Consider the following 16,607-nt stretch of genomic DNA (forward strand, 5'->3'; position numbering starts at 1 on the left):
GGGTTTTGCTAAAAAAGTTAGCTGAAGGACAAACCCCACGGAAAGGGAAGTGGGCAGCCGGAGTGGTGGTCAAGCAGCAGCTATTATTCCATAATAGCTACTAAAGGAAGCGTAAATCTGAACATTTAGTGATACGGACTGAGCGAATTTTGCTCAGTTTTTCTAAATGTTTTTGAAAACCCTTGGCTGTGCCCGCGGAAAGCGCGTATAGTTTCACGATGCGGCGATGATACTCCTATTAATAATATGATTATTCGTATTTTGAGTAAAGAAGTTGTGTTTTGTACCAGCCTCTTTGATTTTATTATCCAGAAAACTTAGTCCTATAATGGCGTTTTTTGACGACCAGAAATGACGCTACTTCATAGCATCCAGACTATAATTGCTCTTTAAGTTAATGGATAACGGGCATGACATTAAGCTTAAAGCCAACTATAATAAGTAGCAAAGGAATAAAAACAGAGGCGAATAACTCTATACCAAACTGGCGACTTGAAGTTCCATAGATCGATTAAGAATAACGGTAAAGAGGCTAGGATATTAAAAGCGATAGATTCATCATTTTTCCTGGCATTCAGATGTCTATCGTCATAACAAAACAACAATAATTTTGGTACAATTATGAAAATAAGCAGTAAAAAATGTTAATCTTAGATGTATACAGATCGCTTCAATTACGTTACGCTCGGGTATAGGTTGAAAAAGGAGAAATAGATAACTAATGGAATTATGAATGAGCGCCCTTTTACAACAGATAGGGGGTACATACATGGCAAAACTTCACATCAAACATACGCTAATCGATGAAGCATCAATAGAGGAAGTAATCTTGAGAAACTATCCGATTAAAGATTTACATTACTGTGTTTTGTTAACGAGCGGTTTGAATGACCTCCTACATCGTTAAGGGAGATGAAGGGACATATGTATATCGCGTTTATCGTCATCAGTGGAGGGATAAGCCCGCCATTCAGTTTGAACTAGATGTCTTGCAACATTATATAGTAGCCGATTTAAATTATCCAAACCGATGTTAAATAAAGACGATACATTATTAAGAGGATTTACTAAATAAACCGATAACTCGAATTCTCCCCGTAATAAGGCATTTTCTTGGTGGTGAATCGGCGGCATTATTATGTAAAGTTGTAAATGAAATAAAAGAGGAATTGGCTGAGAAAAATTTGGAAATAGGTCTTTGTCATGGAGCTTTTCATAATCATCATTTGAATAATGGAGAATTAGAAGTATTTGACTTTGATTTTACTGCAATTGGCTACAGATCTTATGATGTCGCAGTTTCTTGGTGGAATTTATTACATAACGATAAGCGTCAAGAACAAGAATGCTGGGATAGCTTCCTACAAGGATACCTCTCACAAAGAGAATTGACTAAAGATGATCTTCAGAGTGTTCCGCTATTTACACTATACGCAGAATATGGCTGTTAGGCACAATGCTTGCTAATGGTGATGTGTGGGGGACAAATTGGTTAAATAAGAATGCTTTAAAATTGTTTTTGTTACAGGTTCAATCAGATCGAATAAAGGAAGAATCTAGTAGTAGTCAATAGACAAGTTATTTATTATATAAAGGAGTGAAGGTAATTTGGAAGCATTACCGACATGGTTTTTGGTTATTTATTTTAGTTTTATTATTTTCAATTTAGTAACTGCAATTATTAGTAATATTCGAGATAGATGGATACCCTTTGCATATACGACCATTATTTTAACTATCGCTATTCCTTTCATTAGTTTTATTTATTCGGTTGAAAGACCTGTGGAAGTGAATCCAATAGCCTATATTTTCTCGCAAATGGCAAATGGAAAAATAACAGCAATCCTACTAATTATGGGTCATTTATATTTACTATTCTGGTTCATTCTATATATGAAGGATAGCTTCGGTAAACAGTTAGTAAAATACTACCGAACGATTGTCAAAAAAATACAGGATAAGGGTTTTCTTAATAGAGAAAAGTCAAGTTAAGAAGTTGAAATAAGATTAGAGGTGCATCTATGCGAATTTTATCTTTAGCAGTCATACTATTATTATTATTTCTAATAGGCTGTGATGTAAGCAAATCAAATTCAAATTTTTATTTATCCTTAATGGGAGAAAGCGAGAATTGGAGATTAAAAAACTACGAGATTGAATTAACAGATCAGACATTTCGAGCAGGAAATGGAACTTTAGATATGAAAGGGCAAGAGAAGTATGTAACAGATACATTTTATATAGAGGTCCATGCGGTTATTAATGAAAAAGATAATATTATTCAGGCCTCTGTTAAAAATGGCAAGGTTGACATTTCAGAAGAGCGAACTGGCTCAACCAAAGGTGATTCTCTTGTTAATCATGAAGGTAAACCTATATCATTAGAAGAAATCAACAATATTTATGTAGTACTAGAATGGTGGGACGATCGGAAAAAGAAAAAAGTAAAGGAAGTAATTGAATTATATCGTTCAAGCAGTGAATGGACTTGAAGTTCCATTTAATAAATGAGGAAGGAGAAATTCATTGACTATGTTAATGCTCGGAGGATTTTATGTGGGGGATGCGCTACTACAGTTGTTCATGTTCGTTCTAATTTTGAGTATTGCTTTTCTTCTAGTGAAAGGTATTAAAATGTACGTTACAAAACAAAAGCGATTAGCGCGTATTGAAGAAAAAATTGATAAATTAATGTGCGACAAGGTCGATAAGTAGTAAGGAAGAATGCTCTCATGTAAGCGTAGCTGGATAACGATCAACCGTTTTCATAAACTTTTTCGTAATGGTACATCCATATCTATATATGATATATCAGAAAGCTAGTGGATGATAATGAGGTCTTCTACTAGTTTTTTCGTTTATCTAGATAAGTATTGTATGTGCATACTAGAAAGTAAACAATAAGGAGTGTAGTCATTGGACCTAAAGAATCAGCTAACATCATTTCAACCAATCGTACCGAAGCGGCCGAATGTACTTATATTAGGATCGATGCCCGGAGGTATATCGTTAGAGAAGCAGCAATATTATGGTAATCCTCGTAACCACTTCTGGAAGATCCTTTTCACACTATTCAATGAACCGTTTTTGGAGAGATATGAGGATAAAATTATCTTTTGTAAACAGCATGGTATTGCGCTTTGGGATACAATTGCGACATGTTATCGTAAAGGAAGCTTAGATGCAGCAATTAAGGAGGAGGTTCCTAATGACATTATTGGATTTATAGCTAAACACCCTTCCATTAAACTAATAGCCTGTAACGGTGGGAAGGCTTATGACATACTTCATAAGCATTTCTCAATAGAAACCATACCCCATGTCACTGTTTTGAAACTTCCATCCACTAGCCCTATACCAGGACGCTATACGAAAACGTTTGAAGGAAAAGTAGAAGCATGGCGAGTGATTCTTTCATATATTAATGATTAACGTATTTATGATGTAGATAGTCAAATATCCATGTTTTTTGTCGATTATCTATGTAAAAATAGGGTATAATAAAAGTAAATAGATATTTAAAAGTACTTTGTGTGAATCATGAATATTTTTCATCGTTTTGTAATAGGATTAAATTGGTTGTTTAACTGGGAACGGTACCGCAAATGAGTCGCAAGCGGCAACTTGCGACTCAGACAGTTATCCGCAAGGGGCGGCGACTTCGTTACAAAGGACAGCAAATCCTTGTTAACTCCGTCGGCAGGGTGATTACTTGTTTTCTCGGCTATTAACAATCAACAATACAAGCGTTGCGAACGAAAACATCAACTCAAGCGTCTTGTCAATTGGAATCACAAATTTCAGCCCCTTTCCCTTAGGGGATTACCAGTCGCCAAGTAAAGAGAAGCAGTTTGCTTAGCTTCCATTCTACACCCTGCAAGTCCTGTCCCCACCATTATACTACAATCCGTGTAAAAATTGTGGAAATTATTAGGAAATGGTATGAAATTCACAGAGTTCTGTCTATTACGTATAAACTTCCTATTGATTTTTGGGGCATGAATAGGGGTGAAGCCCTGTGTAACAAGTAGGAGTAAAGGGTTTCATATCAAACGAAAGCTTGTATATTTAAATGGAGAAAATGAGTAATTTGCCTTATTTTCTGTGATAATTCTAATAATTTTCTTGAAATATTTTTTACAGCTTCGTATACTAAATGTTAAATCTTTAAATCAATAGTAAATTCCATTTTGAACAATGGCCAAGAAGCTGTGTGTGTGCTGAAGTATTTTATATTGTAAATTAGTAGGTATCAACGAGGTATGGTACTCGTTACAACGCTAGAGTATGAGTTTATATTATACTTTATGAAGCTGTATGTGTGAGCGTACAGCTAAAATAAGGTGATACCACGTAATGAAACGTCCTTATCAAGTAATTGATAGAGGCGTGTTTTTTTATAGTCTAGGAATTTATAAAATTAGCCCATGTGGATGTGTGTGTGCAGCTCGAGCGCCCAAAAGCGAGGTGATTTCATGAATCGCCCTAAGCTAAATCAGTATCGACTCGCAAGCTCACCGTGATTCTTTTATCTTCGTTGATTGCTCCAGTCGCTGCGTTTCTGCTTTAATTAAATATGGAGGGATTCAGATGTGTAAGCATTTAGTATTACAAACAGATTTTGGTATTGGTGACGGAGCTGTAAGTGCAATGTATGGGGTTGCTATTTCCGTTGACCCTGAGTTACGAATATTCGATCTAACCCATGATATTCCACCATACAATATTTGGGAGGCTTCTTATCGCTTATACCAAACCATTACATATTGGCCAGAAGCAACCATATTTATATCTGTTGTAGACCCTGGTGTTGGAACAGATAGATTAAGTGTCGTTGTTAAGACGATGGATAATAAATACATTGTGACACCAAATAATGGTACATTAACCCATATTAAAGAACATCTAGGTATTGCTGAGGTACGTGTTATTGATGAAAAAATAAATCGTTTACCACGTTCTGGTCATTCTTATACATTTCACGGACGTGATGTTTATGTTTACACAGGAGCAAGGCTTGCTTCTGCAATTATAGATTTTGAGGAGGTTGGCCCAAAAGTAGATGTTGATGTGATTATTCGTATGCCTAAGCCAGAAGCTAAAATAGAAGAGGAGATTGTTAAAGGACATATTGACATCTTGGACATCCGTTTTGGTAATCTGTGGACGAATATTAATCGTACACTGTTTGCTGAGGCGGGGATTAGATATGATGATGTACTCGATGTTACCATTACGAATCATTCACAACAGGTCTATAAAAATAGCATGACATTTAGCCAGTCATTTGCAAAAAGTCGGTTAGGAGAGCCATTGGTGTATGTGAATTCCTTAGATAAATTAGGCATCGCACTAAACCAAGGTTCATTTGCTAAAACCTATCAGATAGGGACAGGAGAGAATTGGGAAATTTGGATTACGAAAGTATCATCTACGTAAAATTATGACTGAATGAAGCAGATTGGAGTGAAATAAAACAGCCTATTCAAATAACATGAGAATAGTGAGCTATGCAGTTAGCAATACGTATGATTAAGATGTAGGTATCGAAAACGAGCTTACCAAGTGGATCTTCGGACTCGTGCTGTTCCCGTCGGAGTCTCGCATATTTCAGGTGCTAAATGAATGATTCTAATCAAAAAACGAACAATAATTAATTTTTGAAGTGGTGCCCCCTATCAAGTAGCCAGTGGAAATAATAAAAACTGACTTAAGCGGTTTTAGCTCTAAATTCGATAGAGCTAAGGCCGTTTAGTTGTTTTTGATATCTATCATCATTGTAGAAAGAAGAAGCCCTGTTTTTTATTCGAATTCGTAATCCCTGAGCTTTGATCGGGCTTTCTTTCACTCCTCACTATAACTTAAAAAAGAAATAGTGGGTAAGATCACTCGTCGATGACCTTACCCACTAATCTTAGTATGTTTTTATTTTTGAAATAGCATACTGTGCAGGAGCTTGTTACGTCAAAATAAGGATTGGTAGAACTGTTCATTAATTTGTGACATATGTCATAGTTCCTTATGCTGTAAGTGTTTTATACTTTTAGTAAGTGACTATAAAAAAGAAGGTGAATGGCTTGGAAGTGATATTAAATCAATTTGATTTTACGACAAAATGGAACGGTGGTATTTTACTGCTCGTATTGTTTTTAATTAATATCTATCTTTTTTTGCTACCTAAGGGAAAAGAAGATTCGATTAAAAAAACAATCCTATTTATAAGTGGGTTAGTCGGGTTATTCATTGCTCTCGGGACACCTGTAAATATTTTAGGTAGAGTTACGTTTAGCTTTCATATGATTCAATTAGTTATGCTCTTACTCGTTGTTCCTCCACTCTTAATAGTTGGGTTTAAGAAAGGAATATTGGAAAAGATTCCTTCCATAGCACCTGTTCAAAAAGGATTGTATTGGTTGACTAATCCTTTTATTAGTTTGTTCTTATTCTATGGGATGTTTTATCTATACCATCATCCCCCTATTTTTGATTATGTAAAAGTTGACTATTATTTAAATTATTTTTATTTGTTTGCATTATTTTTTGCAGCGATCTTATTATGGTTGCCACTTCTATCAAAAAATGCCCTCATGGCAAAAGCAAAACAAAGGTATTGTTTAGCAAATATCATTCTAATTATTCCGTTGTTTTTGATTTATCTCTTGTCCAAAGAAAGTTTATATACCGTATATACAGATATTGGTATGCTTACGGCTGCCTTAGAGTACTGTATACCGGATTGGGATACATTGCCAAAGGAATTTTTCGCAGAACTCCTACCATTTAATCCACTTAACGAACAAAAAATCGGTGGAAGTATACTAATTAGTGGTCATGCTGTCGTGTTTGGTGGTGTAATGATTAAAAATTTCCGTGTAAAAGAAAATTAAAATGGGACGCTCTCTTAAAATAAATTCATTTTGCTAAAAAGTTTTAATAGACTCGGGTTCTAAAGGAAATCAATAATTCCCACATTCAATTACCATGATAAAGTGGAAAAATATCCACATTTACTTCAATGAAGTGAAGGAATGTTTTTTTGTCGTTGCGTGTTAGAATTATTAACTTTTTATTTGTTGACAAATTTTACAACAATTCAATTAATTAAGTGTGATGCAGATGGTATTTCTTACTTTTTTTGCTAAGATCAGTATTTGACTGGTTTGTAAAAAAATAAAAATTTTGCAGGAATTTGTTAAAAAACATCGAATAATAGATTAGATACGGGTCAAATTATCCATTTTAGCAAAAGAGGTGTAGAGATATATGAAATCTGTCGCACATATAAGATCGAATGATAAAAAGGTCCAAACAGTGGAAGAACATCTAATCGAAGTAAGAAACCTAGCCGAGTCTTACGGAGAAAAAATTGGAGTAAAACATTTAGCTGGTTTAGCAGGAATGCTTCATGACATGGGTAAGTACAGTGAAGAGTTTTTGAGGTATATTACAGAAGCTGTGGAGAATCCAGACTCTTCTCCAAAGAGAGGGAGTGTTGATCACTCTTCCGCAGGGGGAAAACTACTGTATGAGCTTTACCATGCTGGCAAGAATATTGACATCCATCAAGCGCTTGTGGCGGAAATAGTAGGAAATGCTATTATTTCACATCATGGCTATTTACATGACTTTTTAAATCCTGACCTGAGTTCAGACTACTTAAGAAGGGTTTGTCAGAAAACGTTTACAGAAAACTTCGAGCAAGTAAAACAATCCTTTTTTGCCAAAGTAATTAGTAAACCGAACTTTCAAGATTACATGAATTATGCAGTTGAAGAACTAAAAGCATATATAACCAAAGGAAATAATGAAGATTTAGAAAAACATCTCATGTTTTTAACAAAATTCGTTTTTAGTACATTAATTGACGCCGATCGTACAAATACAAGAAGATTTGAAGAAAATACTGCTTATGAGAAACCCATTAATTATAAGCAGTTATTTACTACATATTACGAAAAACTCCTGAAAAAAATAGATTCTTTTCGGAATCATCCAGATGCGCACAAGCCAATTAATGTTTTAAGAGCCAATATGTCTGATCAATGTGAACAGTTTGCAACAAAGTCTTCCGGAATATATACATTATCAATCCCAACAGGTGGCGGAAAAACGTTGGCGAGCCTTCGTTATGCTTTAAAGCATGCAGTAACACATAACAAAAAAAGGATTATTTATGTCGTACCATTTACGACAATCATTGAGCAAAATGCAGAAGAAGTAAGGAAAGTATTGCAGGATAATGTCAATATATTAGAGCATCATTCCGATGTGATTGCTGATATAACAGATGAGGATGAAGCTGAGGAAGGGGTAATGACGGATCAGCAAAAGTTAAAATTGGCAAAGGATAACTGGGATTCGCCAATTATTTTTACAACAATGGTGCAATTTTTAAACGTTTTCTATGCTAATGGAAGCAGAAATATTAGAAGGTTACATAATTTGAGTGATGCGATCATTATTTTTGATGAAGTGCAAAAGGTACCAACAAAATGCGTTTCTTTATTTAATAACGCTTTAAACTATTTAAATTCAAATTGAATGACAAGTGTTCTGCTTTGTACAGCAACACAACCTGCTTTAGATTTTGTAGAACACAAACTAGATATCAATACCGATGGGGAAATCATTAAAGACCTTCAAACAGTTATCGATGGATTTAAACGTGTTGAAATTATTGATCAAGCAAGTGATGAAACGTTTGATAATGACAAGCTTTCTCTATTTGTCCAATTAAAGATAAATGATGTAAAAAGTATTTTAGTGATTTTAAACACCAAGACAGTCGTTCACAACCTATATAATCAGCTACAACAAGAATTGTCAGATATTCCTGTTTATCATTTAAGCACGTCTATGTGTGCAGCACATCGGAAAGCAATATTAGCAGATGTTAGGGAAAAGTTAGATAATGGAGAAAGAATTATTTGTATTAGCACACAGTTAATCGAGGCTGGTGTTGATGTCAGTTTTGATTGTGTCATTCGTTCATTAGCAGGGCTGGATTCGATTGCCCAAGCAGCAGGAAGATGTAATCGGCATGGTACAAAGCATATTCAACCTGTTTACATCATTGATCATGAAGAAGAGAATCTTAACCATTTAAAAGAAATTAAGATAGGAAAGAGGATTTCAAAAAAAATACTGCTTGATATAAAACAGGAAAAAACAAATCATGGTGGCAATATCTTATCTCGTGAAGCAATGGTACGCTATTTTCAGGAATTATTTACTAATCTAGCGGGAGATCTGAACTATTTTATTCCGAAATTGCAAAAGGAAATGACAGAACTTTTAATGGTACAAACAGAAGAACTAGTTAATGCGTATTTTGCCAAAAATGGAAAGCTTCCAGACACGTATATGCTGACCAGTATAAAAACTGCAGCAGAAAATTTTGAAGTAATCGATAATGTTACAACTTCTGTCATTGTTCCATATGAAGGTGGTAAAAATATTATCACAGATCTCACTGGTGCTGAAACAATTGATGACTTAACCCATTTATTAAGAACAGCACAGCAATATACTATTAATATGTACGAGCATGAGTTAAGGCAGTTGAGTGAAAATGGTGGACTCGTATCTATATTTGATGGAGAAATTTTAACAGTTACAGAAGGTGCTTATAACAACGAATACGGTCTTGAACTGCAAAATAATAGTGATTTGAGTTTTTTAAGTTATTAGAAAAACCTATCTTGCATGTAGATAGGCTTCTCGAATAATACACTATGTTTTTCAATCCGCGCTTATATAAGGGACAATTTATTTTAACATAATTATTTGATTTATATTAATTGTGGGGAAAAAGAATTTGTAATGGAATTTGTTGAGTTGAATAAACCTTTATTAAAAAATTTACTTCAATATGATAACTCTGTTTTAAAAGTTAATGCATGGTATGAATCTTTTTTAAAAATTTGACTTGAATTTCTAAAATACAGAGCTTCAATGTTAGAGAAGGAATCTAGGTTTGCTTTTATCTAGATTCCTTGAAAGGGGATGAATAGATGAGAAACGCAATCGAATTTGATGTTTTTGGCGATTATGCCCTATTTACAGATCCTTTGACCAAAATGGGTGGAGAAAAAATGTCCTATCAAGTGCCAACATATCAGGCACTGAAGGGGATTGTAGAATCAATTTATTGGAAACCGACTTTGCTGATGATTGTAGATGAGGTGCGAGTGATGAATCCCATTCGTATGGAATCAAAGGGAATTAGACCTATTGAGTATGGTGGAGGAAACACACTAGCAAACTATACATATTTAAGGGAGGTGCATTATCAAGTAAAGGCCCACTTTGTTTTTAATTCACATCGTCCTGATTTAGCTTTTGATCGTAACGAAAACAAGCATCATAACATACTTAAACGTTCATTAAAAGCTGGTGGAAGAAGAGATATTTTTCTTGGTGCTCGTGAGTGTCAGGCATATGTCGAGCCTTGTAACTTTGGCGAAGGAAAAGGATTCTATGATAATTATGAGGGTGAGATACATTTTGGCACAATGGTTCATGGTATTAATTATCCAGATGAAACGGGAAGAAATCAGATGGAAGTTCGTTTATGGAACCCCATTATGAAAAATGGTGTCATTCAATTTATTCGTCCAGATCAATGTGAACATATTAGGACGGTTTCAGAAATGTCTCCAAAACATTTTGATCAGTCAAATGTGCTGTCAGCAGAAGAATTATGGACCCATATAGATGGAGGTGAGTAAATGAGCTGGTTATTAAACCTATATGAAACGTATAATGCTAACACAGGCTATGTTGGGGAAATCGCAAAAAATGCTTATGACCGTGAATATACATTACTCCCTATTTCCCATACAACGCAAAATGCACATATAGAGGTAAACATCACAGAGGATGGTAATTTTCATTCGGCAGATGTGATCGATAAAGAAGATGCAAGTACATTGATTCCTTGTACAGATGAATCTGCAAGTCGTGCTGGGTCAAAAGTTGCGCCATATCCATTACATGATAAGTTAAGCTATGTCGCTGGCGACTTTGTGGCATATGGTGGGAAAATAAAGCAAGAAGAACCGTTTCAAAAGTATATTTCGAAACTTAAAAACTGGGCTGAATCACCGTACAGTCATAAAAAAGTGAAAAGTATTTACAACTATTTAAGAAAAAAGCACTTTATCAAGGATCTGGTTGCACATAAAGTGCTGTATTTAAATGAAGATAGTAAATTAATTGAGAAATGGGATAAGAAATATGAATCTTTACATGGTGGGAAACCACAGATATTTTCGGTAGTTAATGGCGGGCAGGAAAGTGCATTTATTAGATTTAATGTCTATTCATCGGATAAACTTTTAGAAAAAGTTTGGAAGGATAAAGAGATGTTTCAATCCTTTATTAATTATTATAATGGTTCTTTACATAAAAGTGATTTATGTTTTGTCACTGGAAAAGTAATGCCGAGTACAGATAGACATGCGAATAAAATTCGTCATGCAGCAGATAAAGCAAAATTGATTTCAGCAAATGATTCAAGTGGTTTTACGTTTAGAGGTCGCTTTCAAAAAGGGGAGGATGTCGCTGCAATAAGCTATGATGTATCACAAAAAGCGCATAATGCCTTAAAATGGTTGATTAATCGGCAAGGGAAAATGGTCGATCAACGAGTATTCTTGGTCTGGGCAAATGATGGTACAGAACTAGCAGAACCAACTGCTGGTACAGTAGATTTAAGGCTGTTAAAGAAGGTAGCAATGGTTGATGAGAAGAAGAGTTATACGAGCCAAGTGTTTGCAAAAGAGGTGGCCAAGGCTATCGATGGCTATAAGAACGATTTAACTACAGAATCGGATGTGAATATACTTATTTTGGATTCCGCAACGACGGGGCGGCTTGCTGTTCTATATTATCGTAATATGAATAAAAAACTATATTTAGATAGACTTGCAAACTGGCATGCTACCTGCGTTTGGCAGCATTGTTATAGAAAAGATGAAGATAAGAAAAATATATTGTTTCATGGTGCACCATCGACTAAGGATATCGCTTTTGCTGCCTATGGATCAAAGGTAAATGAAAAAGTAGTTAAAGGATTAATGGAACGTATTCTCCCTTGTATTGTTGATGGGAGAAAAATACCGCGAGATATTGTTACGAGTGCTTTTTATCGGGCATCCAATCCAGTTTCAATGGAACCGTGGGAATGGGAAAAAACTTTTAGTATTACATGTGCTTTAATCAATAAAACATTAAATGAAAAAGGGGAGAGATATAACGTGCCTTTGGATAAAGAAAATACAGATCGTGACTACTTATTTGGAAGATTACTTGCAATAGCCGATGTGTTGGAAAGAAGAGCCTTAGGGAAGGAAACTACACGTGCTACCAATGCAATTAGATATATGAACTCATTTTCAAAACACCCGCAAAGAACCTGGAAAACGATTCAAGATAGCCTACAGCCTTATCAAGCAAGGTTAGGAACAAGCGCAATAGATTTAACTAAATTAATAGATGAAGTTGCTTCAAAATTCAAACTGGAAGATTTTAATAATCGACCATTGTCAGGAAAATATTTATTGGGACTTTATAGTCAACGGAATGATTTATATCAAAAAAAGGGTACAAATAAAGAAAGTTCAAATGAAAAAGGGGATATATAAAATGACTACTTTAGACCACAAAATTGACTTTGCAGTAGTTTTATCTGTTTCAAAAGCAAATCCAAATGGAGATCCATTAAATGGAAATCGACCTCGCCAAAATTATGATGGTCACGGTGAAATTTCGGATGTCGCTATCAAAAGAAAAATTCGCAATCGGCTGATGGATATGGACGAATCTATTTTTGTTCAGTCTAACGACAATCGATCAGATAACTTTAATAGTTTAAAAGAAAGAGCTGAAGCAAATACTGAATTAGACAAGATTATGAAGTCAAAGAAAGGTTCGAATGAAGAATTTGCACGAATTGCTTGTCAACAATGGCTTGATGTTCGCAGCTTTGGACAAGTTTTCGCATTTAAAGAAAAAAGTAAAGGGGCTGGTGTTTCTGTTGGAATTAGGGGCCCAGTTTCTGTTCGTACTGCAACTAGCATTGACCCAATCGATATTACTAGTATGCAAATCACGAAAAGTGTTAACTCCGAGACTGGTGACAAAAAAGGTTCAGACACAATGGGAATGAAACACCGCGTAGATTTTGGTGTGTATGTATTTTACGGGAGTATAAATACACAATTGGCGGAGAAGACAGGGTTTACTAATAAAGACGCAGATAAAATGAAGCAAGCGCTTGTGACATTGTTTGAAAACGATGCTTCATCAGCCAGACCTGATGGTAGTATGGAAGTAAATAATGTATATTGGTGGGAGCATAATTCAAAGTTAGGACAATATTCTTCGGCAAAGGTGCATCGTTCATTAGAAGTGAAATCTAAAAATGAAGAACCAAAATCATTTGCAGATTATGAATTTAAATTGCATGAATTGGATGGCCTGAAGGTTGAAATTATTGATGGATTGTAATGAATATGATGACTATCTGATGCTATCAGGCATTCAGCATTTTCAATTTTGTAAACGACAATGGGCATTAATCCATATTGAGCAACAATGGGAAGAAAATGTTCGTACAGTGGAAGGACAATTTTTGCATCGGAAAGCAGATCAACCTTTTGAAAGAGAAAAAAGAGGTAATAAACTTGTTGTTCGAGCAATGCCAATAAAATCAGAGGAATTAAAGATAACTGGCATTTGTGATGTTGTTGAATTTTTGAAAAGTGTTGATGGGGTTCCTATCAATGGTGAGGAAGGAAAATATCTTCCTATACCAGTTGAATACAAACGGGGAAAGCCGAAGAAAAATGATGTGGATATTCTGCAATTAGTAGCACAGGCGATTTGTTTGGAGGAAATGCTTCTTTGCGAGGTTAATATGGGATACATGTTTTACAACGAAATAAAGCACCGACTAGAAATACCAATTACTTGTGAAATAAAGAATAAGGTAAGAGCTATTGTATCGGAGATGTATGACTATTATATGCGCCGTCATACACCAAAGGTGAAAACTGGTAGATTCTGCAAGAGCTGTTCTCTTCAACATATTTGTTTACCTAGATTGATGACAAAGCAATCTGTTAAGCGCTATATAGAAGGGAAGGTAAATGAGTGAAGAATCTTCTCAATACACTATTTGTTACGCAGTCAGATGTCTATTTGTCTTTAGACGGTGATAACATTGTTTTGATAAAAGAAAAAGAAAAGTTAGCAAGATTGCCGTTGCACAATTTAGAATCTATTGTTGCTTTTGGCTATACAGGTGCTAGTCCGGCACTAATGGGATATTGCGCAGAGAGAAATATTTCTTTAATATTTTTAACAATGAATGGACGTTTTCTGGCAAGAGTTGTAGGAGAGAGTAGAGGGAATGTAACACTTAGAAAAAAACAGTATCGTATTTCAGATAATGAAAAGCATTCGACTGAGGTTGCTCGAAATTTCATTATAGGTAAGATATATAATAATAAGTGGCTTCTTGAAAGAATGACAAGAGATTATCCTTTACGAATAAATGTTGATAAATTTAAGGAAGTATCTCAGCATTTAACTATCATGATGAAAGAAACCAGAAGTTGCGCTGATTTGGAGAACTTACGCGGCTGGGAGGGGCAAGCTGCAATTAGCTATAATAAGTGCTTAGATGATATGATTCTACAGCAAAAGGAAGATTTTTATTTTAGTAAACGTTCACGGCGTCCACCATTAGACAATGTGAATGCGATGCTATCATTCGCATATACGTTGTTGGCAAATGATGTAGCCGCAGCATTGGAAGCGGTTGGACTTGATGCTTATGTTGGTTTCCTACACCGTGATCGTCCTGGTAGAGTTTCATTGGCTTTGGATGTTATGGAAGAACTAAGAGGCGTCTTGGCAGATAAATTTGTTTTAACTTTGATTAATAAGAAGTCTATCAATAAAACTGATTTTCAAAAGAAAGAAAATGGTGCGGTTATTATGACAGAGGATGCTAGGCGGAAATTTTTATCCGCCTGGCAACATAAAAAACAAGAAAAAATAACACACCCTTATTTAGGTGAAAAAATTTCTTGGGGACTAGTTCCCTATGCACAATCACTGTTATTAGCGAGATATTTGAGGAATGATTTAGATGAATACCCTCCTTTTATGTGGAAGTAGGTGAGTTTATTTGTTAGTTTTAGTTACCTATGATGTTAATACAACTAGTAATGGAGGAGCGAGAAGACTCCGTAAAATTTCCAAAATTTGTCAAAATTATGGACAACGGGTTCAGCATTCCGTATTTGAATGTGTTGTTGATGCAACACAGTATACCACCTTAAAGATTGAATTATCTGATATAATCGATCGGGAGAAGGATAGTCTCCGTTTTTATCAACTAGGGAATAATTACAAAATGAAGGTGGAGCATATTGGTGTTAAGGATTCTATTGATATAGAGCAACCTTTGATTTTTTAGTGCGAATGTGAAGCAAACATGAAACCCCTAGATGATTCGCACCATTAAAAAGTGATTTTTTTTACATTTATTTCTATAAATGAACAGGTGTTTTATAACTTATAGAAAAATAGCGTTATTTTGGTTTGTTTTTTAACAATTATTGTAAATAATAACCATAATTCGCAGTCGCACTCTACATGAGTGCGTGGATTGAAATAATGACATTAATATTGCGATACTGCCCTGTTCTGTCGCACTCTACATGAGTGCGTGGATTGAAATTTAAAATGAAGGTGCTTTTTACTTAAAGGAATGAGTCGCACTCTACATGAGTGCGTGGATTGAAATACTTGGTAGTTTTTAATGAATCCCGTCTCTGCATCGTCGCACTCTACATGAGTGCGTGGATTGAAATTGAACGTTTTAAAGACCTTTTTACATATATCATCGTCGCACTCTACATGAGTGCGTGGATTGAAATTTTTTATCAACGCCACGATATAATCCTGGTTGCCGTCGCACTCTACATGAGTGCGTGGATTGAAATAAAGAAACTACAGGGATACCGACTTCGACATAGTGTCGCACTCTACATGAGTGCGTGGATTGAAATGTGGAAATCCTGCGCTATTTTATTCGCTAGCTGCGTCGCACTCTACATGAGTGCGTGGATTGAAATCAACCATTGTGACTCGGTTTAACTCGCCTAAGCCGTCGCACTCTACATGAGTGCGTGGATTGAAATAAAAATCCGACCTCTTTAGCAACTGCCCTTATAGCGTCGCACTCTACATGAGTGCGTGGATTGAAATAAGAATACATGATTGATAGCATGGTTAATCTCCGTCGCACTCTACATGAGTGCGTGGATTGAAATCATTGAACCTCGCTGAAAGGCAGGCAAAGCCACCGTCGCACTCTACATGAGTGCGTGGATTGAAATATTAAGTTATACAGGCAAATACAAGATCATTGGGTCGCACTCTACATGAGTGCGTGGATTGAAATATGACAGTAGCGTCAATCTGTTCAATGGGTTGCCGTCGCACTCTACATGAGTGCGTGGATTGAAATTAGCAAGGGAGCGGATGCAGAGTTACACAGTCGTCGCACTCTACATGAGTGCGTGGATTGA

14 protein-coding genes, 1 pseudogene and 1 CRISPR repeat array (1 of these 16 running past the window's edge) are annotated in these 16,607 nt (G+C 35.5%); all 15 genes and pseudogenes read left to right on the top strand.

Features of this window, described 5'->3' with window-relative positions; all coding sequences use genetic code 11:
• Positions 1-769: 769 nt before the first annotated feature.
• Positions 770-907 (top strand): hypothetical protein, encoded by a 138-nt coding sequence (locus Q1A47_RS09120; protein ID WP_161629260.1) that lies wholly within the window; start codon positions 770-772, stop codon positions 905-907.
• Positions 908-1,157: 250 nt separating this feature from the next.
• Positions 1,158-1,451 carry a phosphotransferase gene (locus Q1A47_RS09125; RefSeq protein WP_343231056.1) on the top strand — a complete coding sequence of 98 codons (294 nt, stop codon included), beginning with the start codon at positions 1,158-1,160 and terminating at the stop codon, positions 1,449-1,451.
• Positions 1,452-1,608: 157 nt separating this feature from the next.
• Complete coding sequence (locus tag Q1A47_RS09130) at positions 1,609-1,992, top strand: hypothetical protein (protein WP_026679964.1); 384 nt, start codon at positions 1,609-1,611, stop codon at positions 1,990-1,992.
• Positions 1,993-2,021: 29 nt separating this feature from the next.
• Positions 2,022-2,492 (top strand): hypothetical protein, encoded by a 471-nt coding sequence (locus Q1A47_RS09135; protein ID WP_121604812.1) that lies wholly within the window; start codon positions 2,022-2,024, stop codon positions 2,490-2,492.
• Positions 2,493-2,583: 91 nt separating this feature from the next.
• Positions 2,584-2,715, top strand: coding sequence for a hypothetical protein (locus tag Q1A47_RS09140; protein ID WP_299631833.1), 132 nt, complete (start codon positions 2,584-2,586; stop codon positions 2,713-2,715).
• Positions 2,716-2,916: 201 nt separating this feature from the next.
• Positions 2,917-3,432 (top strand): DNA-deoxyinosine glycosylase, encoded by a 516-nt coding sequence (locus Q1A47_RS09145; RefSeq protein WP_121604814.1) that lies wholly within the window; start codon positions 2,917-2,919, stop codon positions 3,430-3,432.
• Positions 3,433-4,590: 1,158 nt separating this feature from the next.
• Positions 4,591-5,439, top strand: coding sequence for an S-adenosyl-l-methionine hydroxide adenosyltransferase family protein (locus tag Q1A47_RS09150; protein ID WP_026679960.1), 849 nt, complete (start codon positions 4,591-4,593; stop codon positions 5,437-5,439).
• A gap of 644 nt (positions 5,440-6,083) precedes the next feature.
• Positions 6,084-6,887 (top strand): cytochrome c oxidase assembly protein, encoded by an 804-nt coding sequence (locus Q1A47_RS09155; protein WP_240455857.1) that lies wholly within the window; start codon positions 6,084-6,086, stop codon positions 6,885-6,887.
• 376 nt (positions 6,888-7,263) lie between these two features.
• Positions 7,264-9,690, top strand: a pseudogene (gene cas3 / locus Q1A47_RS09160) (CRISPR-associated helicase Cas3').
• Between the two features lie 323 nt (positions 9,691-10,013).
• On the top strand, positions 10,014-10,730 hold the full coding sequence (gene cas5c / locus Q1A47_RS09165) for a type I-C CRISPR-associated protein Cas5c (RefSeq protein ID WP_166529807.1): 717 nt from the start codon (positions 10,014-10,016) through the stop codon (positions 10,728-10,730).
• A complete protein-coding gene (gene cas8c / locus Q1A47_RS09170; protein ID WP_166529808.1) occupies positions 10,731-12,647 on the top strand; it encodes a type I-C CRISPR-associated protein Cas8c/Csd1 in 1,917 nt (638 codons plus the stop codon).
• Between the two features lies 1 nt (position 12,648).
• The gene (gene cas7c / locus Q1A47_RS09175; RefSeq protein WP_166529809.1) at positions 12,649-13,512 is read left to right on the top strand and encodes a type I-C CRISPR-associated protein Cas7/Csd2; all 864 of its coding nucleotides are present in this window, start codon (positions 12,649-12,651) and stop codon (positions 13,510-13,512) included.
• Positions 13,502-14,161, top strand: coding sequence for a CRISPR-associated protein Cas4 (gene cas4 / locus Q1A47_RS09180; RefSeq protein WP_166529810.1), 660 nt, complete (start codon positions 13,502-13,504; stop codon positions 14,159-14,161). Before cas7c ends, cas4 begins: the two co-directional genes overlap by 11 nt.
• Positions 14,158-15,189: a type I-C CRISPR-associated endonuclease Cas1c gene (gene cas1c / locus Q1A47_RS09185; RefSeq protein WP_166529811.1), complete on the top strand. Its 1,032-nt coding sequence runs from the start codon at positions 14,158-14,160 to the stop codon at positions 15,187-15,189. The genes cas4 and cas1c overlap by 4 nt, the downstream gene beginning before the upstream one ends.
• A 10-nt stretch (positions 15,190-15,199) precedes the next feature.
• Positions 15,200-15,490, top strand: coding sequence for a CRISPR-associated endonuclease Cas2 (gene cas2 / locus Q1A47_RS09190; RefSeq protein ID WP_166529812.1), 291 nt, complete (start codon positions 15,200-15,202; stop codon positions 15,488-15,490).
• A 167-nt stretch (positions 15,491-15,657) separates the two neighbouring features.
• Positions 15,658-16,607: a CRISPR direct-repeat array (repeat unit 32 nt; unit sequence GTCGCACTCTACATGAGTGCGTGGATTGAAAT) (it continues 532 nt past the right edge of the window).

The sequence above is a fragment of the uncultured Virgibacillus sp. genome (assembly GCF_947495635.1).
GTDB lineage: Bacteria > Bacillota > Bacilli > Bacillales > Amphibacillaceae > Virgibacillus > Virgibacillus salarius.